The sequence below is a fragment of the Streptobacillus felis genome (assembly GCF_001559775.1).
Classification (GTDB): domain Bacteria; phylum Fusobacteriota; class Fusobacteriia; order Fusobacteriales; family Leptotrichiaceae; genus Streptobacillus; species Streptobacillus felis.
Genome location: NZ_LOHX01000233.1, coordinates 39,880 through 64,231 on the forward strand (window position 1 = coordinate 39,880; position 24,352 = coordinate 64,231).

Annotated in this window: 23 protein-coding genes; 22 read left to right on the plus strand and 1 reads right to left on the minus strand. The window is 24.6% G+C overall.

What is annotated here, in order from left to right:
* Positions 1–25: 25 nt before the first annotated feature.
* The 16 genes from AYC60_RS09005 to disA all read left to right on the plus strand — a co-directional run bounded on the left by AYC60_RS09005 (position 26) and on the right by disA (position 16,547).
* The gene (locus AYC60_RS09005) at positions 26–1,378 is read left to right on the plus strand and encodes a hypothetical protein (protein ID WP_197416957.1); all 1,353 of its coding nucleotides are present in this window, start codon (positions 26–28) and stop codon (positions 1,376–1,378) included.
* Positions 1,379–1,424: 46 nt separating this feature from the next.
* A complete protein-coding gene (locus AYC60_RS09365) occupies positions 1,425–2,243 on the plus strand; it encodes a hypothetical protein (RefSeq protein ID WP_231724628.1) in 819 nt (272 codons plus the stop codon).
* Positions 2,244–2,286: 43 nt separating this feature from the next.
* A complete protein-coding gene (locus AYC60_RS04345) occupies positions 2,287–4,284 on the plus strand; it encodes a DNA topoisomerase (protein ID WP_067321697.1) in 1,998 nt (665 codons plus the stop codon).
* 352 nt (positions 4,285–4,636) lie between these two features.
* Positions 4,637–5,338, plus strand: a complete 702-nt coding sequence (locus AYC60_RS04350) for a PBECR4 domain-containing protein (RefSeq protein ID WP_067321700.1) — start codon at positions 4,637–4,639, stop codon at positions 5,336–5,338.
* A gap of 147 nt (positions 5,339–5,485) precedes the next feature.
* A complete protein-coding gene (locus AYC60_RS08610; RefSeq protein ID WP_156447660.1) occupies positions 5,486–5,653 on the plus strand; it encodes a hypothetical protein in 168 nt (55 codons plus the stop codon).
* A gap of 108 nt (positions 5,654–5,761) precedes the next feature.
* Positions 5,762–7,804, plus strand: a complete 2,043-nt coding sequence (locus AYC60_RS04355; RefSeq protein ID WP_231724629.1) for an HsdM family class I SAM-dependent methyltransferase — start codon at positions 5,762–5,764, stop codon at positions 7,802–7,804.
* 17 nt (positions 7,805–7,821) lie between these two features.
* The gene (locus AYC60_RS08615) at positions 7,822–8,433 is read left to right on the plus strand and encodes a restriction endonuclease subunit S (protein ID WP_067321706.1); all 612 of its coding nucleotides are present in this window, start codon (positions 7,822–7,824) and stop codon (positions 8,431–8,433) included.
* Between the two features lie 38 nt (positions 8,434–8,471).
* Positions 8,472–8,936 (plus strand): restriction endonuclease subunit S, encoded by a 465-nt coding sequence (locus AYC60_RS08620; protein ID WP_231724631.1) that lies wholly within the window; start codon positions 8,472–8,474, stop codon positions 8,934–8,936.
* Between the two features lie 326 nt (positions 8,937–9,262).
* Positions 9,263–10,516 (plus strand): glucose-1-phosphate adenylyltransferase, encoded by a 1,254-nt coding sequence (locus AYC60_RS04370; RefSeq protein ID WP_067321712.1) that lies wholly within the window; start codon positions 9,263–9,265, stop codon positions 10,514–10,516.
* A 14-nt stretch (positions 10,517–10,530) separates the two neighbouring features.
* On the plus strand, positions 10,531–11,922 hold the full coding sequence (locus AYC60_RS04375; RefSeq protein ID WP_067321714.1) for a glycogen synthase: 1,392 nt from the start codon (positions 10,531–10,533) through the stop codon (positions 11,920–11,922).
* Between the two features lie 55 nt (positions 11,923–11,977).
* Complete coding sequence (locus AYC60_RS04380) at positions 11,978–12,667, plus strand: YjjG family noncanonical pyrimidine nucleotidase (RefSeq protein WP_067321717.1); 690 nt, start codon at positions 11,978–11,980, stop codon at positions 12,665–12,667.
* Positions 12,668–12,711: 44 nt separating this feature from the next.
* Positions 12,712–12,942 carry an acyl carrier protein gene (locus AYC60_RS04385; RefSeq protein WP_067321720.1) on the plus strand — a complete coding sequence of 77 codons (231 nt, stop codon included), beginning with the start codon at positions 12,712–12,714 and terminating at the stop codon, positions 12,940–12,942.
* Between the two features lies 1 nt (position 12,943).
* Complete coding sequence (gene rnc, locus AYC60_RS04390) at positions 12,944–13,645, plus strand: ribonuclease III (RefSeq protein WP_067321723.1); 702 nt, start codon at positions 12,944–12,946, stop codon at positions 13,643–13,645.
* A complete protein-coding gene (gene coaD / locus AYC60_RS04395; RefSeq protein WP_067321726.1) occupies positions 13,646–14,152 on the plus strand; it encodes a pantetheine-phosphate adenylyltransferase in 507 nt (168 codons plus the stop codon).
* Positions 14,142–15,488, plus strand: a complete 1,347-nt coding sequence (gene radA / locus AYC60_RS04400) for a DNA repair protein RadA (RefSeq protein ID WP_067321729.1) — start codon at positions 14,142–14,144, stop codon at positions 15,486–15,488. The genes coaD and radA overlap by 11 nt, the downstream gene beginning before the upstream one ends.
* A 6-nt stretch (positions 15,489–15,494) precedes the next feature.
* Positions 15,495–16,547, plus strand: coding sequence for a DNA integrity scanning diadenylate cyclase DisA (gene disA / locus AYC60_RS04405; protein WP_067321731.1), 1,053 nt, complete (start codon positions 15,495–15,497; stop codon positions 16,545–16,547).
* 27 nt (positions 16,548–16,574) lie between these two features.
* Here disA and AYC60_RS04410 read toward each other — a convergent pair whose 3' ends face one another.
* Positions 16,575–17,291, minus strand: a complete 717-nt coding sequence (locus tag AYC60_RS04410; protein WP_067321734.1) for a YebC/PmpR family DNA-binding transcriptional regulator — start codon at positions 17,289–17,291, stop codon at positions 16,575–16,577.
* A gap of 198 nt (positions 17,292–17,489) precedes the next feature.
* Between AYC60_RS04410 and AYC60_RS04415 the strand changes: the two genes are divergently transcribed.
* The 6 genes from AYC60_RS04415 to recJ are packed head-to-tail and all read left to right on the plus strand — an operon-like array spanning position 17,490 to position 24,343.
* Positions 17,490–17,984 carry a ribosome maturation factor RimP gene (locus tag AYC60_RS04415; protein ID WP_067321737.1) on the plus strand — a complete coding sequence of 165 codons (495 nt, stop codon included), beginning with the start codon at positions 17,490–17,492 and terminating at the stop codon, positions 17,982–17,984.
* Positions 17,974–19,062 (plus strand): transcription termination factor NusA, encoded by a 1,089-nt coding sequence (gene nusA / locus AYC60_RS04420; RefSeq protein ID WP_067321740.1) that lies wholly within the window; start codon positions 17,974–17,976, stop codon positions 19,060–19,062. The genes AYC60_RS04415 and nusA overlap by 11 nt, the downstream gene beginning before the upstream one ends.
* Entirely contained in the window at positions 19,031–19,609 is a 579-nt protein-coding gene (locus AYC60_RS04425) for a DUF448 domain-containing protein (protein ID WP_197416958.1), read from the plus strand. The genes nusA and AYC60_RS04425 overlap by 32 nt, the downstream gene beginning before the upstream one ends.
* A complete protein-coding gene (gene infB, locus AYC60_RS04430; protein ID WP_067321745.1) occupies positions 19,606–22,278 on the plus strand; it encodes a translation initiation factor IF-2 in 2,673 nt (890 codons plus the stop codon). The genes AYC60_RS04425 and infB overlap by 4 nt, the downstream gene beginning before the upstream one ends.
* A 14-nt stretch (positions 22,279–22,292) precedes the next feature.
* Positions 22,293–22,667: a 30S ribosome-binding factor RbfA gene (gene rbfA / locus AYC60_RS04435; protein ID WP_067321747.1), complete on the plus strand. Its 375-nt coding sequence runs from the start codon at positions 22,293–22,295 to the stop codon at positions 22,665–22,667.
* A gap of 2 nt (positions 22,668–22,669) precedes the next feature.
* On the plus strand, positions 22,670–24,343 hold the full coding sequence (gene recJ, locus AYC60_RS04440) for a single-stranded-DNA-specific exonuclease RecJ (protein ID WP_067321749.1): 1,674 nt from the start codon (positions 22,670–22,672) through the stop codon (positions 24,341–24,343).
* The last annotated feature ends 9 nt before the right edge of the window (positions 24,344–24,352 follow it).

A 24,352-nucleotide genomic window follows, 5' to 3' on the forward strand; every position in this document is an offset into this window, starting at 1 on the left:
AGAGTGAAAGGAAAGTGAGAAATATATGGAAAGAAATATTATAAGTAAATTTGAAGCTGAGATTAATGGAGTTAAATTTAATGATGAAGAATTATATAACTCAGTTGAATTTATTCTAGAACAAATTGAAGATAAATTCGGTGAAGTATATAATAATGATTTTGTAGCTGCTTTAGAATCGACAATAAATAATATGTATTTAAAATATGAAAATTTTAGTTATGGAGAATTAGAAAATGAATTTTATTATTGTATTAGTGAAGCTAAAGAATTTAATAATCTAGAATTTAAATATTATGGAAGTGACTGGAAAATAGAAACTTTAAATGAAGGAATAATAGCAGGAGATTATTTTGAAAAAGATATTGAAAAAGTATTTAAGAAACAGGTTATTAATCCAATATGTCAAAAGTTAAATAAAAGTGTAAATCTATTTGAATATAAAGGTAAGAATTTAATAGAAAAATATACGGAATGGAATATAGATGAATATTTAAAAGATAATATTATTAGTAGAATAAAAGAAAATAAAGACTTATTAGAATTATATAATAATAAAAATATAGAAGAATTAATTGATAGAATTAATGATGAGTTTGTGTATGATAATTTAAATGAAATGGAATATGATTTAATAAAAGGAATGTTTTATGAAAAAATCAATAATTTAAATGAAAAAGTAAATGATAATATTTTTGATAAATATTTAGATGAAATTTACAAATATGTAGATGAAATTAAAGAGGCAGCAAATGTTAGTATATCATATAATAATAGAGATATGGAAGATTATTTTAATAAATATATCAAAAATAATGATTTAATTAATTTATATAATATTTCTTTTCAAGAAAATGAAATGGAAAATTCTATATTTTTAGAAACTGATGATGTAAAGATTGAATTATCAGGTATTTTTAATATAGATGAAGTAAAAAATAAAATTGAAAATATAAAATTTGATAAAGAGTTTCAGCAATATCCTGATTACGAACAGGTTGTTATTATAGCCAAAAATATAAGTAAAGATATTAATGTTGAAAAATGTATGTTTGAAGTAAGTGAAGATTATCTTTATGATTTAGGATTAGAATCTACATTTAAAGAAGCATTGAAAATAAAGAGTAAAAATTATGAAGTATTTTCTGAGAATCCAGAAGCTGAAAATTTAGTTTATAGTGAGAATGAATTAACATTAATTAGAGATGGAAATTCTATACAATATTTAAAAACGGGTGGCAAATGGGGAAAAAAGCAATCATTAAATGCTAATGATGAATTATTTGAAGATTTAAAAGAAATTGGAACAAATATATTGGAAGAATTGAATACAAAATGGAAAAAAGTAGATAATAAAAATATAGATTGGGAAAGATAATTTTCATTATATATTTAATATAGAGTGAAAGGAAAGTGAGAAATATATGGAAAGAAATATTATAAGTAATTTTGAAGCTGAGATTAATGGAGTTAAATTTAATGATGAAGAATTATATAACTCAGTTGAATTTATTCTAGAACAAATTGAAGATAAATTCGGTGAAGTATATAATAATGATTTTGTAGCTGCTTTAGAATCGACAATAAATAATATGTATTTAAAATATGAAAATTTTAGTTATGGAGAATTAGAAAATGAATTTTATTATTGTATTAGTGAAGCTAAAGAATTTAATAATCTAGAATTTAAATATTATGGAAGTGACTGGAAAATAGAAACTTTAAATGAAGGAATTAAATTTGGAGATTATAATAAGGAAAAAATAAAAAAATGGAATAATAAAAAAAATGAAAGATTAAATGAGATATTAAAAGAAGTAGCGAACTTATTTGAAAAAACTATTAAAGAAAATGGTATTAAAGATTATGATAAAAGCTTAAATATTTACATTAATGATATACCTGAAATAACCGCTAAATGGAACTTAGATGAAACTCTACCAGCTTTTATATTAAAAGATGAGGATCAATTATTTGAATCAGTTAAGATATACTTAAATAAAGATGGGAATGCTGTAATTTGGTGTAATGAATTAACTAAAGAAGGGAAAATTGAAACATGTATAAAAAAAGAATTTAATGCCAAATCAATAGAAACGTTATATGAGTTTTTTAAACAATTTGAAAATTCAAATTTAAGTTCAAGTGAATCTGTTAATAAAGTAATTGAAGAATATCAAAATATAAAAAAAGAAGAAAAATGGAACAAAAAAGTTGAAAAGAATTTTGAAATGGAAATATAAATTTCACTATATATTTAATATAGAGTGAATGAAAGGAAAGAATATGAAATTAATAATAGCTGAAAAAGGAAGTTTAGCAAGAAATATTGCTGCTGCAATAGGTATAATCAAAAAAAATGATGGATATATAGAATGTAAAAATGATTATGTATTAACTAATTGCATAGGGCATTTATTAGAACTAAAGCAACCACGTGATTTTTCCGAAAATAAAGATAAAAAATGGAGAGAATATGATTTACCTTTTATTCCAAATAAATTTATATATCAAGTTAAAAATGATGCTGGAATAAAAAAACAATTAAATATAATAAAAGAATTAATGAAAAAATCTAGTCAAATAATTAATTGTGGAGATGCTGATCGTGAAGGACAAATAATAGTTGATACATTATTACAATATAATGTAAATAAAGTTCCAGTAAAAAGATTGTGGCTTCCAGAACAAACTGAAGAAACTATTAGAAAAGAACTTAATAATTTAAAAGATAATTCAAAATACTATAATTTACAACAAGAAGGATATGCTAGAGCATATATGGATTATTTATTAGGTCATAATTTAACTATAGTCTTAACTAATTTATCAGGTAAAATGTTAAATGCTGGAAGAGTATTAGTACCAATAGTTAAATATATTTATGATAGAGATAAAGAAATAAAAAATTTTGTAATTGAAAAATATTTTAGTATTGAAAATGAAAATGTTGTTAAGTTAATTTCCAAAAATAAATTTAATACAAAAAACGAAGCTATAGAATATGCAAGTTTAATGAATCAAAATAAAGCAAAAGTAATTAATATTGAAAATAAAGAAGTAAAGAAACAACCAAAAAAATTATTTTCATTATCTGATTTACAAAGTGAATTAAGTAAAAAATATAAAATAAATTTTGCAACAAGTTTAAAAATCATTCAAGAATTATATGAAAAAGGATATTTAACTTATCCTAGAACAAATACTGAATATTTATCAGAAAATGAAAAAGATAAGGTAAAAGATATAATAAAAGTATTAAACAATGATGATTTAGAATTTAAAGATAGTAAGAAAATATTTGATGATACAAAAATTGAGTCGCATAGTGCAATTACTATTACAACTAAAATCCCTAAAGATTTAAAAGTTGATGAAGATAAAGTATATAAAACTGTATACAATAGATTTTTATCTAATTTTACTAAAGAAGAATGTATTATTTCAGAAACAACAATGACAATAAGGGTAAATGATGAAGAATTTAAATTAAAAGGATCAGTAATAAAACAATTAGGTTTTATGAAATATGAACCTAAAGAATTTAAAGATAAATTACCAAATTTAAGTTTAAATGAAGAATTTGAAGTTTATTTTAAAGAAGTAGAAAAAGAAACAACACCACCATCTAAAGTTAATGAAGGAGAATTATCTAAATTTTTAAAAAATCCTTTTAAAAAAGAGGAATATCAAAATGAAGAAGAAAAATATAAAGATATTTTTGATGGTGTTGAAATTGGTACTGAAGCAACAAGAACTGGAATAATAGATAAATGTGTTGAAATTGGTTATTTGACTTTAGATAAAGGTATTTTTGATATTACTGATTTAGGTATATTACTTATAGAAAAATTGATAGAACACAATATTAATTTGTTTAAAGAAAAATCAGTAGAATTTTCTAAATTACAGAAAAAAATATATAAAAATGAACTTAAATTAGATGAGTTACTATCTTTAATAAAAGATGAATTAATTGAAATAGTAAATAGAACTAAAAATATTACACCACCTAAATTTGAAAACAAAAAATTATTGCCTGGAGAAGTAATTGAAATTAAAGGTAAAAATGGAATAATGTTTAAAGGTATTTATGAAGGTGAGGAAAGATTTTTATTTGAAAAAATGAAATATTATGATAATGAATTAAAAATAACAAAATCTATAGCAGTAAAATTATTTAATGGTAGAGCTGTAAAGTTTAGATTAAAATATAAAGATAAAGAATACGATCAAGAATTAAAATTGAACTTAAAAGGGAAATATCTAAATTTAGTTAAATAAAAAAATATACATCTTGATAAATGTTCACTCTATATTTAATATAGAGTGAATAAACAATGAAATTTGAATAATAAATTATAAATTTATTTAAAAATAAAAATAACAAGTCTTATAAATAAAAATTGTATTTTTAAAATAAAAATGGTATAATAATATTGGTTAGAGATGTATGAGTCTCGCTTTTCTGTGCAAAAGTGCCAGGTGATGGGTCAGAAATTTCACAAATAATGCACAGGCAATTTTATGCTTTTATGGCTAAGAAGTTTAAAGGTACTTCAAAAAGTATATTTATAAAGACTAGTTTATTCTAGTCTTTTTTATTTTTTTTAGTACTGAAAGTAGGGTATGGGTTATGGAGAATTTATATATATATAATTTATTAAATAAATATATGGAAAATTTCAATAATAAAATTTATGTCAAATTTGATGATGATAGTATAATAGATTTTTATTTTGATAGAAAAAAATTATCACACATACTTGGGTTACACTATTGCAATAGTAATTCAAGGAATGCTGATATTATAGCTGAAAAAATTATTAATAATAAAATAAATGATGATGAAATTTTGGATTTAGTTAGAAATAATAATGTTAAGTTTATTAAAGCAGTTAAAAATAGAATTAAATATATAGAAAGTTTTTTAGATAATCTTGAGAGTGCGTTTTTAACTTTAGTTAATAAAGGAAGTGAAAGTGATATTAATTCTGTAAATTTCATTGTAGAAACAAATGAAAAGAAAATTTTAGAATTAGGACTTGCAATAGATAATTCAGATCAATATTATATTGAAACTTTTTTAGTAAGAAATAATGATAATAATATTGATTACTCAATAAATAAAAAAATAAAAGAAATTTTTATAATAAAAAACAATGAATTAATTCCATTTTCTTTTGATCAAAATAAAAATATTGTTCTTATTGAAGAATATAAGAATAATAAAGATTTTAATTACAAAGAGTTTTTAAAAGAATATGAATATAATTTAGTAAAAGAACCTAAAAATAATTGGAACAAAAAAAATAGAGATAATGAAATTGAAAGATAACTCACTCTATATTTAACATAGAGTGAATGAAAGGATAGTAAAATGAACATTTATGAATTATTTGATTGTGAAAATAAAGAAAAAAATACTCTTGAATAATACATCAATTTATGTTATAATTTTATTACAAAGATAGAGGTGATAATGATGAATAATGAAATAGAAAAAAGATTTTTTGAATTTTTTAAAGTAGATAACTACGAGGATTTAAGATTAATTTTAGCTGATAAAGAAAATGAAAAAAACAAAAGAATTTTGGAAAATGATGAAAGAAATCACAGAATAATATTTCACTCTATGTTTAACATAGAGTGATTTTCTTTTATTCACTCTATATTTAATATATAGTGAATAAACACTTGATTTTATTTAGTTTTTAAGGTATAAATTAATGAAAATATTTTTTAGAAAGGAATTAATATAATGAAAAAAATACAATCAGTAGAACCTAATATTGCAAATTTAGTTAATGGTTGGCTTAAAAGTTATGGTTTAGATTTTAAATTAGAACAAGAAAATTTAAATTTAGAAATAGATAAGGCTTTAGAATATTACGAGTCTAAAAGTGGAGGAAAAGGAGGAAATAGACCTGATGCTAAGTTATTATTACAAGATAAAACATTAAAATATTATCCTATTTTAATTGAATATAAAGGTTACAAAGATAAATTAGTAAAATTTGATGAGAATGGAAGAGTTGATAATAGAAATAGTAAAAATGAACCTAATTTTAAAAATATAAAAAATTATGCTGTAAATGGAGCTATACATTATGCCAATGCTTTATTGCACTATACAAGTTATACAGATATTATTTCCATTGGTGTCACAGGATATAAAAATATAAAGGGAGAAATAGAACATTCCATAGGTGTATATTATGTTTCAAAAGATAACTATGGTATTGGTCAAGAAATTGGAAAATTTTCAGATCTGTCTTTTTTAAGAAAAGAAAACTTTAATGATTTTATTCAAACAGTTAATAATCTTTCATTAACAAATGAAGAACTTAATGAACTTAAAGAAAAAAGAGAAAAAGAAATTAAGTCAAGTTTGGTAAAATTAAATAATGATATATATACAAATGAAAAGGGTTTAAGTGAAAACGATAGAGTTTACTTAGTTTCTGCCATTATTATGTCAACTTTAGGAATACCAGGTAAAGTTAGTCCACTTGAAAAATCTGATTTAAAATCATTAGAAGAAGATGGAAATACTGATGGAGAAATTATTGTAAGAAAAATTGAGGCATTTTTAAAAAATAAAAAATTACCTAAAACAAAGCAAGACTTAATAATTAGAACTTTGAAAAATACATTATTATCAGAGAATATTAATAAATCAGTAAATGGAGAAAGTCAATTAAAAAGAATATTTTCAAAAGTAGTTGATTATTTGGGTATTTACTATAAAATAGGTTTAACAACTGATTTTACAGGGAATTTATTTAATGAAATGTACTCTTGGCTTGGCTTTACACAAGATAAGTTAAATGACGTAGTCCTAACACCATCTTATGTTGCTAATCTTTTAGTTAAACTTGCAAGAGTGGATAAGGATAGCTATGTTTGGGATTTTGCAACTGGAAGTGCAGGTTTATTAGTTGCAGCTATGAATGAAATGATTATAGATGCTAAAAGTAAAATAAAATCCCCTTTAGAACTAGAACAAAAAATATTAAATATTAAAGCAGAACAATTATTAGGGTTAGAAGTTCTATCTAATATATATATGCTAGCTATATTAAATATGATATTAATGGGAGATGGAAGTTCAAACATATTAAATAAGGATTCATTAAAAGATTTCAAAGGGAATTATGGATTTGGTAAAACTAATGATAAATTTCCAGCAACAGCTTTTGTATTAAATCCACCGTATTCGGCAGAAGGAAATGGAATGATATTTGTAGAAAAAGCTTTATCAATGATGAAAAAAGGTTATGCATCGATTATAATACAAAATTCAGCAGGTTCTGGTAAAGCAAAAGATATAAATAAAAAGATTTTAGAAAAAAATACTTTATTAGCAAGTATAAAAATGCCTATAGATTTATTTATAGGTAAATCAAGTGTTCAAACAAATATTTATGTATTTAGAGTAGGAGAATCACATCAAAAAGATGATATAGTTAAATTTATTGATTTTTCAAATGATGGTTATACAAGAACAAATAGAAAAAAATCTAGTAATAATTTAAAAGATACGGATAAAGCAAAAGAAAAGTATCAAGAAGTTGTTGATCTTGTTAGATTCGGTAAAAGTAAATTAAATATATTTACTGAAAAGGAATATTATGAAGGGCATATTGATCCAAATAATGGATCAGATTGGAATCAATCAGCACCAATAGATACAATACCATTACTTGAGGATTTTAAAAAAACAGTTGCTGATTATTTATCTTGGGAAGTGTCTAATTTACTCAAAAAAGAAAATAAAGAGGATAAAAACATAAAAAAATAGATGCCTCACTGAATGAAATGTTAAAAAATGTTCAGTGGGGCGAATATAAGATTGGGGATTTATTTGAAAGTGAAAATGGGGATTTCGATATACAAAAAAAACATATAAACAATAAAGGAACATATGTAATAACATCAGGAGTAACCAATAATGGAATTTTAGGTAAAACTGATGTAAAATCTAAAATTTTTAATGAAAATACAATAACAATAGATATGTTTGGTAATTCATTTTTTAGAAAATTTAAATATAAATTAGTGACACATGCTAGAGTTTTTTCAATAAAACCAAAATTTAAAATTGATTTTAAAGTAGGATTATTTATATCAAATTCATTTAATTACTTAACTTTAAAGTTTGGGTATGAAAATATGTGTTCTTTTGAAAAAATTAAAGATGAAAAAATAAAATTGCCAATCAAAAATAATCAAATTGATTTTGAATTTATGGAAAAATATATCGATGAACTCGAGGCTTTACACATAAAGAAACTCGAGGCTTATCTTGTTGCAACAGGACTAAAAGATTATCATTTAACAAAATATGATGAAGAAATACTTGACAAGTTTAATAGATTGTCGGAAAATTTATCAGACAGGCAGACAGACAGACAAACAAAATTAGATTAGGTGATATTTTTAATATATTTACAGGTGGAGATTTCATAATAAACAAATCCACGAGTGGAACTATCCCTTTAGTATCGCATCAACACAAAAATAATGGAGTATCTAAGTATGTAGGTAATTATGGAGATAGGAAAATTTTTAATTTTAATGATACAATTTCATTAGCTGATAGAGGTGTTTTTAAAGCCAGTACACAAAATGAAAATTTCTATATTGGGACAAGAGTAAAAGCTTTACAATTTAAAGATGGTAATAAGTCGTTAGAACAAAGGTTGTTTATTGTATCACAAATAAATAAATTACAAGTGTTCTTTGAAGACTATTCTATAAATGCTACAGATAGTCTACCAAATTTAAAAATTGAGTTGCCTTTTAACAATAAAAAACTTGATTTTAAATTTATGGAAGATTTTATAAGAGTTATTGAAAAACTTGTCATAAAAGATGTTGTTTTATGGGCTGAGAAAAAAATACAAGCTACAAAAAAAATAATAAATACTTAAAATCAAATTACTAACATAATCTAAAAGGAGCCTCAGCTCCTTTTTAATTTCCCACCATATTATCAATATAACTATAAAATTTTTTTACTCAACCCTCTTTGATATAGAAATTTACTGGCATACTAATTGAAAATAAATTATGATTTTATCTACTTTTTACATATTTTTAGCACCTAAAACTTGGACACTGTACGGTGAAATTGTATAAAATATAATTAAGAGATAAAAATTTTATCTCTTTTTTTTGAAAAATAAATAATATAATTGACTTTTGATAAAATAAGGTTATACTTTAGTAGATAGAATTTGTAAAGGATGTGAAATTTATGGAAGTATTGGCAATGATTTTAGCCGGTGGGCGTGGATCTAGGTTAGATATTCTTTCAGAAGAGAGGGTAAAACCAAGCGTTCCTTTTGCAAGTAAATTTAGAATTATAGACTTTACACTTAGTAATTGTTCTAATTCTGGTATTTATGATGTTGCTTTGTTAACACAGTATTTACCTTTATCTTTAAATGAACACATTGGATCTGGTAAACCGTGGGATTTTGACAGAAGAGATTCAAGTATTACTTTATTACAACCTCATGAAAGTTTGAAAGGACAATCTTGGTATCAGGGTACAGCTGATGCTATAAGACAGAACTTAGCATTTATTAAAAATAAGGCACCTAAATATGTACTTATACTATCAGGTGATCATATTTATAAAATGAACTATAAGTGGATGCTAGAAGAACATAAGAGAAATAATGCAGAATTAACTATAGCTGCAATAAATGTACCTTATGAAGAAGCTTCTAGATTTGGAATTTTTGAAGTTGATGAAAATCGTAAAATATTGAGCTTTGAAGAAAAACCTAAACATCCAAAAAGCAATTTTGCATCTATGGGAATATATATATTCAATACAGAAACATTAATTAAATATATAGAAGAAAGTGAAGTTCCTGATTTAGACTTTGGAAAACACATTATTCCAAAATTAATAGAAGACCAAAGAGGAGTTTTTGTACATTACTATGATTCATATTGGATGGACGTAGGAACTTACGATTCTTATTTAGAAGCTAATTTAGATTTAATTAAAAAATCTGAAGAAGTAGGAATAAATTTATATGATCCAAATTGGAAAATATATACTAGAAGTGAAGACATGGCACCAGTAAGAATAGGTGTTACTGGAAGTGTACTAAATTCTTTAATTTGTAATGGGTGTAAAATTGAAGGAAGAGTTGAAAATTCAGTTTTAGGACCAGGAGTTACAATAAGAAAAGGTGCTACAGTAAGAAATAGTATAATTTTTTCTAATTCATATATTGATGAAAATACACATTTAGATACTGTAATACTTGATAAAAAAGTATATATAGGTAAAAATTCATTAATAGGTCATGGAGATGACTATAGACCTAATAATGATAAGCCTGATTTACTTTCAAAAGGTATAAGTGTTATAGGTAAGAATGCAAAATTAGGTAATAGTACTATAATAGAAAGAAATGTAAGAATTTTTTCTAAAGTTGAATTACTAAATGATGGAAACTATATACGTAGTGGAGAAACAATAAAAAAATAAGGAATAGGAGTTATATGAAAATTGTATATGTAGCATCAGAAGTATATCCTTTTTTTAAAACGGGTGGACTTGCAGATGTATTACAGGCATTACCCAAAAAAATGTCAGAATTAGGGCATGAAGTATCAGTAATTATGCCGAAATATGATAAAATTCCATTAAAATTTCTAGAAAAAATGGAATTTGTTAATAGTACAGAAATTAATGGAGAAATATTTAATTTGGTAAGATATAGTGTTGAAAATAAAATGAACTACTATTTTATTGAAAATAGAAATTTCTACGAAAGAGGAAGAGTATATGGAGATTTAGACGAAGATTATCAATATGCTCTATTTTGTGAAGCTACATTAATTTTATTAAAAAATATAAATTTACAAGCAGACATATTACATTGTAATGATTGGCAAACAGGACCTTTACCATATTTCCTTAAAAATAGATATAAACATGATCCTTTTTATTGGGATATGAGAGTAGTTTTTTCAATTCATAACTTAATGTATCAAGGAAGATTTAACAATTATTCTTTTGATAAATTAGGATATTATAGAAATTCCAATTTTCTTAATTTTATGGAAATGGGAATAACTTATGCTGATTTAGTTAATACAGTAAGTCCGAGTTATGCTGAAGAAATTAAATATCCATATTTTGCTGAAGGATTAGAATGGTTAACATCTAATAAAAAAATATATGGAATTTTAAATGGTATTGATTATGAAATATATAATCCTGAAACAAACATAAATATACAAAACTTTAATGTTAAAAATCTTGAAATCAAAAAAGAAAATAAAAGGAAAATTCAAGATATATTTGACTTTAAAAAAGATGAGACTATTCTAATAACTTTAATTTCAAGATTAGTTGAGGGAAAAGGTTTAGATTTAATATCATCAAAAATCGAAGAAATATTAATGCATGATTCGGTACAGGTAGTTATATTAGGTTCTGGATCGAAGTACTATGAGGATTATTATAAATATTTAGAGTATAAATATCCAAATAAATTTAAAGCATATATTGGTTATTCAGAGGAAATGGCTGATTTACTTTATGCAGGATCAGATTTATTCTTAATGCCATCAAGATATGAACCATGTGGTCTATCGCAAATGATAGCTATGAGATATGGAACTATACCTTTAGTTAGGGAAACAGGAGGATTAAGAGATACTGTTAAGCCATTTAATGAATTTACAGAAGAAGGTAATGGTTTCTCATTCAGTAATTTTAATGCAGATGATATGTTAAATACTATAAGATATGCAGAACATATTTATTATGACAAGAAAAAAGAATGGGATAAATTAGTGAAGAAAAATATGCTTATAGATAATTCATGGAACAAATCAGCTAAAGAATATGAAAAAATATATAATTTGGCAAAAATGACACCATAAAAAATAAACACTCTTAATACTTATTAAGAGTGTTTTTAAAGTAAAGGAGTAATGAATGTATAAAATATTATTATTTGATTTAGATAATACATTGTTAGATTTTGATCAAGCTGAAGAAAATGCACTAAATCAATTTTTAAAAGAGGAAGGTATAGAAAATATAGAGGAATTTAAAAAATTCTATAAAGTAGAAAATAAGAAGCTTTGGGAAAAACTTGAAAAAAATTTAATAACAAGAGAAGAATTGTTAAACACAAGATTTTACATAACATTTAAACATTTTGGAATTGATAAAAATGGTAAAGAATTGTCTGATAAATATACAAAAATTATAGGGCAACAAGGTGTAGAAATTGATGGTGCAGTAGAATTATTACATAAGTTGTCTAAAGACTTTGAAATATATGCTGCAACTAATGGTATTAAACAAATACAAGAAAATAGATTAAAAAATTCTAAAGTATTAAAATATTTTAAGAAAGTCTATATATCTCAAGAATTAGGATATAGTAAACCATCAAAAGAGTTTTTTGAAGCTATACAAAAAGATATATTATTTGATAAAAAAGAAGTATTAATGATAGGTGATAGTTTAAGTGCTGATATAGTAGGTGCAAATAATTTTGGGATAGATTCTATGTGGTTTAATATTAAAAAATTAGAAAATAATATTAAATGTAATCCTACATATGTAGTTGAAAATTTTGATGAAATACTAAATGTCTTAAAATATTGTAAGAAATGACAAAATATGATATAATTAAGTATTAAACTTGAAAGGAAAAAAGTATGTTTGATGAAATTAAAGAAATTATTTTAGATCAATTAGATATAGAAAGTAAGGATATAACTTTAGATTCAAAAATAGTTGAAGATTTTGGTGCTGATTCTCTAGATTTAATAGAGTTATCTTCAACTATTGCAGAAAAGTATGGGTTCGAAGTTTCAAAAAATGAAATTAAGGAAATAAAAACAGTTAATGATTTGATAAAAATTGTTGAGGAGAAAAGAGTAAAATAATATGAAAAAAATGGATTTTGAAGAATTAATGTCCAAAATTAATTACACATTTAAAAATAAGAAGCTATTATTAGAAGCTTTGACACATAGTTCTTATGTAAATGAACATAATTCTCCTAATATTAAAGACAATGAAAGATTGGAATTTTTAGGAGATTCTGTAGTGGATTTAATAACTACAGAATATATATTTACAAAAAATTTAAATAGTACTGAAGGAGAATTATCAAAATTTAAAAGTAAGATAATAAGTGAAACAGTATTTGCAACTATTTCAAGAGATTTAGATTTAGGAAACTATATTTTTTTAAGTAATGGTGAAAATATATCAGGAGGAAGAGAAAGAAATTCTGTTCTAGGTGATGTATTCGAAGCTTTAATAGGTGCTATATACTTAGATTCGGATTATCCAACTACAAGAGAAATTGTAATAAAATTATTAGACTCTAAAATTAAAAATTTAGATCAAATTGAATGGGTTTCAGATTACAAATCAGCATTGCAAGAAATAACACAATTAAAATTTAAGGTTACACCTATATATACGGTTGTAAAAGAAGATGGTCCAGATCACGATAAAACATTTGAAGTTGAAGTTTCAGTTGAGGATAAAGTATTTGGTAAAGGTGTAGCAAAAAGTAAAAAAATGGCAGAAAAAATTGCAGCTAAACAAGCTATAGAGAAATTAAATAAGGAGCAATAGATGAATTCTAAAGTTATATATCCTGGAAGTTTTGATCCTATAACTAAGGGTCATTTAGATATAATAAAAAGAAGTTCGAAGTTATTTGATGAATTAATAATTGGTGTATTTATTAATTCTTCAAAAAAACAATGGTTTACTACTGATGAAAGAGTAGAATTAATTAAAAAAGTATTAGAAAAAGAAGGGATTACTAATGTAAAAGTTGTTCAATTTTCTGGTTTACTTGTTGATTATATAAAAAAAGAAAATATTGATATTTTAGTAAGGGGTTTAAGAGCGGTATCTGATTACGAATATGAATTACAAGTAACACTTACTAACGAAGCACTTACTACTAAACAATTCGAAACTATATTTTTAACGGCTTCAAGAGAATATCTTTATTTAAGTTCTAGTATAGTAAAAGAAATAGCATTAAATGACGGAGATTTAAAAGGATTCGTACCTAATGTAATAATACCAGATATTTATGAAAAGGTAAAAATGATAAAAAATGGCAAATAAAAAAATAAAATATGTTTGTACAGAATGTGGTAATATCACTCCAAAATGGCTAGGAAAATGTCCGGTTTGTGAAAGTTGGGGGACAGTCCAAGAAGAATTGGAAATTAAATTACCAATATCATCAAAAAAGAAAGATATTGAATTAACTGATTTGACAGAAATAAAATTTGAAAAAGAATTTAGAATAAAAACTGAATTTTCGGAATTTGATAGAGTGTTAGGTGGAGGATTGACTCAAGGTGAAGTTGTATTAATTACAGGTAATCCAGGTATAGGTAAATCTACTTTTTTATTACAACTTTCTAACGAGTATTCAAAATCCAATAAAGTACTATATATATCTGGAGAAGAATCAAATAAACAAATAAAAGAGAGAGCACTTCGTATAGGTGTTAACTCAAAATCAATATATTTATTAAGTGAAACAAATTTAGAAAATATTCAATCAGCAATTGATAAATCAAAACCAAAAGTAGTGATAATTGATTCTATACAGACTATTTATAGTGAATTAGTTTCTTCAGTTCCTGGTTCTGTTTCTCAGATTAGGGAATGTGCACTTAAGCTGATAGAAATTGCTAAACAAAAAGATATCTCATTTTATATAGTTGGTCATGTTACTAAGGATGGTAAATTAGCAGGACCTAAATTATTAGAACATATGGTCGATGCAGTATTGTCTTTTGAAGGTGATGAAAATAATTACTATAGAATTATTAGAAGTATAAAAAATAGATATGGCTCAACAAATGAAATCTCTATTTTTGATATGAAAGAAGATGGTGTAGAAGAAATAAAAAACCCATCAGAATTTTTTATTTCAGAAAGAGATGAAAAAAATGTTGGGAGTATTATTACGACATCAATAGAAGGTTCAAGAGTTATACTTTTTGAGATTCAAACCTTATCTTTACCATTAAAATACGGTATACCAAAACGTATAATTGAAGGATATGATAGAAATAGAATAGAAATATTACTTGCTGTACTTTCTAAGACGCTGTCTTTAGATTTAGGAAACAATGATATTTATTTAAATATTCCAGGTGGAATAGTACTTAAAGATCAAGCCGCAGATTTAGCTATAGTTTTATCTTTAATTTCTACTATAAAAAATCTTGAAATTAGCCAAAAAATTGCAGCTATTGGAGAAATTGGATTAAGAGGAGAAGTTAGAAAAGTTTCCTTTATAAAAAAGAGAATAAGAGAATTAGAAAAATTAGGATTTAAAGGTGTTTATTTACCTAAATCTCATCAAAGTGATTTTGAAAATTTTGATACAAAATTAAAACTTAGCTATATTAATAATATTAGTGAATTAGTGGAAAGGTTGTGATATTCCGTGATAAGTAAAGAAAATGAAAAGGTTTTTGAGCAAATATTTAAAATTGTTGCCCCAGGTCAACCTTTAAGAACTGCGATAGAAAAAATTCAAGAAGCATCATTAGGAGGACTTATAATTTTAGCTTCTATAGATGAAATGAAAGAATATATAGATGGTGGATTTAAATTAGATACATCATTTACACCACAAAAAGTATATGAACTTGCTAAAATGGATGGTGCAGTTTTAATTTCTGAAGATTTAAAGATTATACATGGAGCAAATATACAATTACAACCAGATAAAAACATTGAAACTAATGAAAGTGGTACAAGACATAGAACTGCAGATAGAATAGCTAAACTTACAGGTAATATAGTTATAACTATTTCAGAGAGAAGAAAAAGAATAACAGTTTCTAAAGGAGAATTTAAACACACTTTAGAATTAATAGGAGATTTATTAATTAAATCATCACAAGCTATAAATTCATTAGAAAAATATGCAGTATCTGTTAATAAATATATGGAAGATTTAACTATATCTGAATTTGAAAATACAGTATTATTAGAAGAGATAATTACTGGTCTAAGACATTATTATTTAATGTTTACTATGGATAAAGAAGTTAGACAATACATTATGGAATTAGGAAGTGAAGGACGTTTAGTTGAGTTGCAACATCATGAAATAATGGCAAATCAAAAGAACAATTTAATAGATTTTATTAAAGATTATAATAGAAAACATAAAAGTGCTGAAAAAATATTTGTAGATTTAATGGAATTATCAAAAGACGATATTAGAGATGATGTTAAACTTGCGAAAGTTTTAGGTTACGATTTAAAACAAGACTTAATAGATGAAAATTTATTCCCAAGAGGTTATAGAATACTTAATACTGCAAATAAATTAACTAAAAAAGATGTAGAAAATCTAGTAGATAATTTTAAAAATTTAAGTGAATTGTTAAATGCAAATTATGATGAAATATATAGTATTAAAGGTATGGGTAAATTTAAAACAGAAAGAGTGCTAAGATTAAGAGAAAGATATAGACATTTATTGTAAAAAAAAACGACATTTAGTCGTTTTTTTTTATTCTCCAGTGTAGTTATGATGAACTTTTTGAACATCATCGTTGTCTTCTAATACATCTATTAATTTATTTAATTTTTCTAAATCTTCAGCTGACATATTTTCAACTTCTATTGAAGGAACAAATGCTATATCAGATTCTACTACTGAGTAATTAGCATCTTTAACAGAATTTAAAACTTTATCATATGTATCTGTTGGAGTAGTGATATAGAAACTGTCTTCAAAAACTTTCATATCATCCATTCCAGCATCTAAAGCTATCATCATTAATTCATCTTCGTCTGACTCAGGTGTTTTCTCTATATATATTTCTCCTTTTCTTTCGAACATATAAGATACACAACCTGGGGTACCTAAATTTCCACCATTTTTATCGAAAGATGATTTAACACTTGAAGCAGTTCTATTTCTGTTATCAGTAAGTATTTCAACTATTATAGCAACTCCTCCTGGTCCATATCCTTCATAATTTAAACTTTCATAACCAGCTCCACCATCTGCACCTGAACCTTTTTTAATTGCTCTTTGAATATTATCATTAGGCATATTAATACTTTTAGCTTTTTCTATAGCGTGTTTTAATGCCACATTGTATTCTGGATCTGCACCTTCTCTTGCTGCAACCGTAATTAATCTAACATATTTTGTAAAAGCTGACGCTCTTTTTCTATCTTGTGCTTCTTTACGACCTGCAATAGTACCATGTCTTCCCATTTTTGCCTCCATTATTATTTATATTCTTGATTATATCATAATTTTTTTTAAAATTAAACATAAAAAAGAAAAAATATAGGAATATTGTTAAAAATCTTGATTTTAATGTGTAAATATGTTAATATATATGTAGAAATTAAAGTTGAGAGGAGAGTGGGGAAACCCACTCTTTAATATTAATGTGAAGGAGGAAATAGAGTGGATGAAATTTTAATAAAAATTGAAAAAGAAATACAGCCATATCTAGATGAAAATTCTTTGGAATTAGCAGATATTGAGTATGTTAGAGAAGGAGGATACAATTTTCTAAGAATATATGTTGAATCTATTAACGGAAATACAAGTTTAGATGACTGTGTAATGCTAAGTACAAAAATAGATGATATTGTTGATAATTTAATTGATGATAAATTCTATTTAGAAGTTTCGACTCCTGGTCTTGAAAGAAAATTAAAAAAAGAAAAAGATTTTATAAGATTTACAGGGAAAAAGATTAGTGTAAAAACAAAAAGTAATATTGAAAATAAAAAAAGTTTTGAAGGAATACTTTTAGGATTTGAAAATAATAAGATTTTACTTGAAGATGATGTAATTTCAAAAATTGAAATACCATTAGAAAAAGTAAAAACAGCAAAATTAATATTTAATTTATCTGATAAAATATTTAAGGAGGATGTTGAAAATGAAGTCTAAAGATAAAGCAACATTTTTAGATGCAATAGAAGAATTAGAAAAAGAAAAAGGCATACAAAAAGGAGAGCTATTAGAAAGATTAAAAACTGGTTTATTAGCCGCTTATAAAAAAGATTTTAACGATCAAGAAAATATTGAAATAGAAATAGATCAAGTAACAGGAGATGTAAAAATGTTCTGTGAAAAATTAATTATTGATGATGAAGTTAAAGTATATAATAGTACAACAGAAATACCTTTAACAAAAGCTAAAGAATTTAAAAAAAGAATTAAAGTTGGAGATTATTTAAAAATAGAGTTAAATGCTGATGAATTTAATAGAAATGCTATTCAAAGAGCAAAATCAATAATTATTCAATATGTTAGAGAACAAGAAAAAGAATCTATATGCAGACAATTAAAAGCAGTAGAACATCAAATTGTTAATGTTGTTGTAAGAAGAATAGAAGATAATGGAAGCCTATATGTAGGAATGAATGGTTTAGATGCAATTATACCTTATAGAGAATTAACAGAACTAGACAAAATACAAGTAGGAGATAGATTAGTGGCATACATTAGAAATGTTGATGTTACAGGAAAATTTCCTAAAGTAGATATTACTAGAACTGATGATAGATTAATATATAAGTTATTTGAAAGAGAAATACCTGAAATAGCTTCTGGAAATATTATTATAAAAAATATAGCTAGAGAACCAGGGGTTAAAGCTAAAGTTGCACTTTATTCAGAAGATGTAAATATAGATTTAAAAGGTTCATGCATAGGAAAAGATGGTATTAGAATTAACAATATAATTAATGAGTTAAATGGAGAAAAAATAGAATTAGTTGAGTGGAATGACGATCAAAGAATATTCGTTAAAAATGCACTTTATCCAGCAGAAATTTTCTCGGTAGAAATAGTAAAGAATGAAGATGAGATTATTGCTAAAGTTGAAGTAGACTCAAGTCAATTAACATTAGCAATTGGAAAAAAAGGTGTTAATTCAAAACTTGCTGGTAAACTATGTAAATTAAGAGTAAATATAGAGGCGAGTGATGAAGATGGACAAGAAGATAGAGAAGAACAAGAATAGTATCATAATTAGAACTTGTGTAATTACAAGGGCAAATGATAAAAAAGAAAATTTGTTAAGATTTGTTGAAAATTCTAAAGGTGAATATATATTTGATGAAAATCAAAGTATACAAAATAGAGGTAAATATATAAAAAATGACCTAGAAGTATTTCAAAAGTTCTTTAATAAATTTAAAGTTGAAATGAAAAGTGCAGAAAAAGTACTAAAACATTTTGAAAAAAAAGTAAATATAGAAAATAAAGATGAACATATATTAAGAATATTAGAAAATTTAAAAAATTCAGAATATTTAGTATATGGTATTGATGAAAATCTAGAAGGAATGAGAGATTTAATAGTTAAATTAATTATAGTGCCTTCAGATATAAATGGAAAATATGTTAATAAGTTAAAAAAAGTAGCTAAACAAAATAATGTACATGTAATTTTTATAGAAAAACAATATTCTTTCAAAAAAATCTTTTTAAGTGAGGTAAAGGTAGTTGGGGTAAAAACTAAAAAGGTAGTAAGAGGGATACTAAATAAAATGGAGGTGGAAAAATGAGAGTATGGGAATTAGCTAAAAAAATAGGTGTTTCATCTTCTGATGTTATTACAATTTTAAAATCTCATGATAAAGAGAAAAAAAATGTTTCAACACTTAGTGAAGAAGAAATTAAAATAGTTGAAAATACTGTAAATAAACCAAAAAAAGTAGAGAAAACTGAAGAAAAAGTTGTTGAAAAACTAGTATTAGAAAAAGAAGAAAAAAAAGAAGAGGTTATTGGTGAAAAAATAATTTTTAACCATAACAAAAATCATAATAAATTTAATAAAAATAGTAAATTTAGAAACGATAGATTTGAAAGAAATGATAGAGAGTTTAGAGGGGAAAGAACTGATAGACCTGATAGAACAGACAGAAATGATAGAATAGATAGACCTGAAAGAAATAATCAAAATTTTGGAGAAAGAAAATCTTTCGAAAAAAGAAATAATCAAAATTTTGGAGAAAGAAAACCATTTAACAGAGATGGAAAAGAATTCACTGATAGAGATGGAAATGAAAGAAGAAATAATTTCAGAAATGATAGAAATAATTTCGAGAATAAAGGAAACTTTAATAAAGATAATAGAAATAAAACAGATAGACCGAATAGAGAATTTAATAATGTGGCAAGAAAGCCATTTAATAAAGAAAGAAGAAATGATGACAATAAAAAATTCTCTAAACCTTTTGTAAAAGAGGAAAAGGAAGCTGTAATTGAAATACCTACAATGGAAAATGGAGTTAAAGGTAAAAACTCTAAAGTTAAATCAAAATTTGATAAGAAAAAATATGAAAATGAGAAGAAAACTAAAGAGGAAGAAAGAAAATTAAAAGAATTACGTGATGATTTTAGAAAAGAAGATAAAAAGAAAAAAGTTAAAAAGAAAGAAAAAGTAATTAAATCAGAGGTTATAAGAGATGAAGAAGGTGGAGTTGGACTAGTTGTTCTACCACAAGAAATATCTATAAAAGAATTAGCAGAAAAACTAGGAATTAATTCATCTGATATTATTAAAAAATTCTTTATGCAAGGTAAAATGTATACAGCAAATGCTATACTAACTATTGAAGAAGCTGAAGAAATTGCCTTAGAATACAATGTAATAGTTGAAAAAGAGGAAATTGTTGAAGTATCTTATGGAGAAAAATATCATTTAGAAATAGAAGATAAAGAAGAAGAAAAAGAACATAGAGCCCCAGTAATAACAATAATGGGACATGTAGATCATGGTAAGACATCACTTCTAGACGCACTTAGACATACAAATGTAATAGAAGGAGAAGCAGGAGGAATTACTCAAAGAATAGGAGCTTATCAAGTTGTATGGAATGGACAAAAAATTACATTTATTGACACTCCAGGTCACGAAGCTTTCACAGAAATGAGGGTAAGAGGTGCAAATATTACTGATATATCTATATTAATAGTTGCAGCAGATGATGGAGTTAAACCTCAAACAATAGAGGCTATTTCTCATGCTAAAGAAGCAAATGTACCTATAATAGTTGCAATTAACAAAATTGATAAACCAGGTGCAAATGTAATGAAAGTTAAACAAGAATTATTAGAACATGGTTTAATTTCTCCTGAATGGGGAGGAAATACAGAAATGGTTGAAATTTCTGCTAAACAAAAACTTAATTTAGATAGTTTACTTGAAACTATATTATTAACTGCTGAAATTATGGAACTTAAAGCAAATCATAAAAAGAGAGCTAAAGCAGTTGTAGTAGAATCTAGACTTGATGTTCAAATGGGTCCAGTTGCCGATGTATTAATACAAGAAGGGGAATTAAAAATTGGAGACATATTTGTATCAGGTACGTCACATGGAAGAGTTAGATCTATGTTAGATGACAGGGGTAATAAAATAACTAAAGCAGGAGTTTCACAACCAGTTGAAATTACAGGATTTAATGAAATTCCAGAAGCTGGAGATTTATTATACTGTGTAAATAATGATAAACAAGCTAAGAAAATTGTAGAAGACTTTAAGAATGAGAAAAAAGATGAAATTAATAAGAAAAAACATATATCACTTGAAAGTTTATCTAAAGAGCTTGAAGACCAACAATTAAAAGAATTAAAATGTATAATAAGAGCTGATTCAAAAGGTTCAGCTGAAGCATTAAAAGAATCAATTAATAAATTATCAAATGATAAAATTAATATTAATATAATTCAATCAAGTGCTGGTGCTGTAACTGAAGGTGACGTTATGTTAGCGGCAGCATCTAATGCCATTATTATTGCATTTAGTGTTAGACCTACAAATACTGCTAGATCTGAAGCTGAAAAAACGGGTGTAGAAATTAGAAATTATAATGTTATATACCATGTTACTGAAGATTTAGAAAAAGCAATGAAAGGTATGTTAGATCCTGAGTATAAAGAAATATACAATGGAAGATTAGAAGTTAAAGAAGTATTTAAAATATCTAATGTTGGTAATATAGCAGGAGCATTAGTTATCGAGGGTAAAATTACTCGTCAATCTAAAGTTAGATTATTACGTGATGGAATAATAATACACGAAGGTGAAATAACATCATTAAAGAGATATAAAGATGATGTTAAAGAAGCAAGTGTTGGACAAGATTGTGGTATAGGAATAAAAGACTTTAACGATATTAAATCAGGAGATATAATTGAAGCATTTGTTGTAGAACAAGTAAAACAATAGAATAGGGGTTAAATATGAATATTAGAAGAAAAAGAGGTTTAGAAAAAGAAATATCAAGAATAATTGGTACTGCAATATTGGTAGATGTAAAAAATGAAAAGATTAGAAATCTTGTAACAGTAAAATCTGTGAATTTATCACCAGATGCACGTTATGCAGATGTAATAATGTCTATATTAAATTATAAAGAAAATATTAATAAAGATAAATTATTAGAAGAATTAAATAAATTAAGGGGATTCTTTAGAAAAATAGTAGGTGAAAATTTACAAATTAGATATACTCCTGAAATAAGAATCCATTTAGATGATAGCGTTGAATATAGTATAAAAATTTCAAAAATTTTAAAAGATGCTATGACTACTGTAAATACAGATAGTGAGGAATAAAAATGATATGGAAGAGTACGTTCTACGATAAGGATTATTTAGAAAATAAGATGCAAATCTTTAATAAAGATGAATTTCTAACCAGCTTACTACTTAATAAGAAAATATATACTAAAGAACAAATGGAATCTTTTTTAAATCCGAGCTACAAACAATTACATGATCCATTTTTACTTGATAATATGGAATCTGTTGTTAATACCATACTAAAGTATAGAGGAAGCAATAAAAAAATATTAATATTTGGTGATTATGATATAGATGGTATTTCGGGTTCACTTTATTTATCTAAAATTTTTGAAAATTTAGATATTTTAAATGAAATATATATACCTACTAGGACTATATTTAAATATAGTTTGAATGAATCTTTCTTTCAATATATTAGAGAAAATGATGTGGAACTAGTAATATCTGTGGATAACTCTTTTGGTGAAATAAATCAAATGGAACGTTTAAAATCTATGGGTATTAATTTAATTATTACAGACCATCATTTTAATAATAAAGAAATACAGGGTATATTAGAAATAAACCCTAAGAAATCAGATAGATATCCATTTAAGGAACTTTCTGGGGCAGGAGTTGTATTTAAATTAGTACAGGCAATATATTCTAAGCTACCTGAAAGACAAATTTCAGAAATATATGAGTATTGCGAATTAATTTCACTTGCAACGATAGCTGATGTAATGGAATGTGTGGATGAAAATAGATTTCTTATAAAAAGAGGATTAAAAAACTTTTCTAAAACAAAAATATTAGCATTTAAAATGATAATGGAAAATTTTAAAATTGTTCCAGAATATATTTCAATTAATGATATTAGTTATAGGATATCGCCTTTAATAAATGCAATAGGTAAGTTAGATGATCCTCTTAAAATTATAAAGTTTTTAACATCAACATCAGAAAAAATTAATACTCAAATATTAAATGAAATGTATGAGTATAATTATGAAAGAAAAAGCTACGAAAGTAGAATATATAATAAAATTATAGAATTTCTAGAGAATAGAGAGATAAGAAAATTAAACTATATTTATTATGAAATTAATGATATAAACTTGGGTGTATTAGGATCAATAACATCTAAATTAGCTTTAGAATTTAAAGTTCCAGTTATTATTATTTCTAAAGTTGATGGATATTGTAAAGGTTCGTGTAGAAGCATAGATAATAAAAATATATATAAATTAATATCTGAGTTTTCAAATTATTTTATTAATTTTGGTGGACATGATTTAGCAGCAGGTTTTTTAATCACAAATGATAACTTAAATTTAATAAAAGATAAATTGAAACAAAGAATGTATAATTTAAATTTAACTGAGAAAGCAAAAAATGAAATTATCATTGATGCTAAATTACCAGTTAGCGAACTAAGTACAAAAAGAATGACAGAAATTAATATTTTAGGACCATTTGGTCTATCTAATGATGAACCTAATTTTTATGATGATAAAATTAAGTTTAGAAATATATTAATTTTTGGGATTGATAATAAACATTTTAAAGCAAATATTTACAAAAATGGTAAAGAAATACAAATATTAGGATATAATTTGAGTAATAAATTAAACTTGAAAAATTCTAATAAATTGTATAAAATAATATATACGCCTGAATTAATAGGTAAAAAAAATATTAGGTTAAAATTAAAAGATATAGAATAAAATTAGGAG

What these genes read in the sequence shown, in the direction of transcription:
- AYC60_RS04380 (WP_067321717.1), top strand. Translation starts at nt 11,978, where the DNA reads ATGTATAAAATATTATTATTTGATTTAGATAATACATTGTTAGATTTT.
- recJ (WP_067321749.1), top strand. Translation starts at nt 22,670, where the DNA reads ATGATATGGAAGAGTACGTTCTACGATAAGGATTATTTAGAAAATAAG.
- AYC60_RS04410 (WP_067321734.1), bottom strand. Translation starts at nt 17,291, where the DNA reads ATGGGAAGACATGGTACTATTGCAGGTCGTAAAGAAGCACAAGATAGA.
- AYC60_RS04425 (WP_197416958.1), top strand. Translation starts at nt 19,031, where the DNA reads ATGGACAAGAAGATAGAGAAGAACAAGAATAGTATCATAATTAGAACT.
- infB (WP_067321745.1), top strand. Translation starts at nt 19,606, where the DNA reads ATGAGAGTATGGGAATTAGCTAAAAAAATAGGTGTTTCATCTTCTGAT.
- AYC60_RS04375 (WP_067321714.1), top strand. Translation starts at nt 10,531, where the DNA reads ATGAAAATTGTATATGTAGCATCAGAAGTATATCCTTTTTTTAAAACG.
- AYC60_RS04355 (WP_231724629.1), top strand. Translation starts at nt 5,762, where the DNA reads ATGAAAAAAATACAATCAGTAGAACCTAATATTGCAAATTTAGTTAAT.
- rnc (WP_067321723.1), top strand. Translation starts at nt 12,944, where the DNA reads ATGAAAAAAATGGATTTTGAAGAATTAATGTCCAAAATTAATTACACA.
- AYC60_RS04370 (WP_067321712.1), top strand. Translation starts at nt 9,263, where the DNA reads ATGGAAGTATTGGCAATGATTTTAGCCGGTGGGCGTGGATCTAGGTTA.
- AYC60_RS04350 (WP_067321700.1), top strand. Translation starts at nt 4,637, where the DNA reads ATGGAGAATTTATATATATATAATTTATTAAATAAATATATGGAAAAT.
- radA (WP_067321729.1), top strand. Translation starts at nt 14,142, where the DNA reads ATGGCAAATAAAAAAATAAAATATGTTTGTACAGAATGTGGTAATATC.
- AYC60_RS08615 (WP_067321706.1), top strand. Translation starts at nt 7,822, where the DNA reads ATGTTAAAAAATGTTCAGTGGGGCGAATATAAGATTGGGGATTTATTT.
- AYC60_RS09365 (WP_231724628.1), top strand. Translation starts at nt 1,425, where the DNA reads ATGGAAAGAAATATTATAAGTAATTTTGAAGCTGAGATTAATGGAGTT.
- AYC60_RS09005 (WP_197416957.1), top strand. Translation starts at nt 26, where the DNA reads ATGGAAAGAAATATTATAAGTAAATTTGAAGCTGAGATTAATGGAGTT.
- AYC60_RS08610 (WP_156447660.1), top strand. Translation starts at nt 5,486, where the DNA reads ATGAATAATGAAATAGAAAAAAGATTTTTTGAATTTTTTAAAGTAGAT.
- AYC60_RS04385 (WP_067321720.1), top strand. Translation starts at nt 12,712, where the DNA reads ATGTTTGATGAAATTAAAGAAATTATTTTAGATCAATTAGATATAGAA.
- AYC60_RS04345 (WP_067321697.1), top strand. Translation starts at nt 2,287, where the DNA reads ATGAAATTAATAATAGCTGAAAAAGGAAGTTTAGCAAGAAATATTGCT.
- coaD (WP_067321726.1), top strand. Translation starts at nt 13,646, where the DNA reads ATGAATTCTAAAGTTATATATCCTGGAAGTTTTGATCCTATAACTAAG.
- nusA (WP_067321740.1), top strand. Translation starts at nt 17,974, where the DNA reads ATGAAGTCTAAAGATAAAGCAACATTTTTAGATGCAATAGAAGAATTA.
- rbfA (WP_067321747.1), top strand. Translation starts at nt 22,293, where the DNA reads ATGAATATTAGAAGAAAAAGAGGTTTAGAAAAAGAAATATCAAGAATA.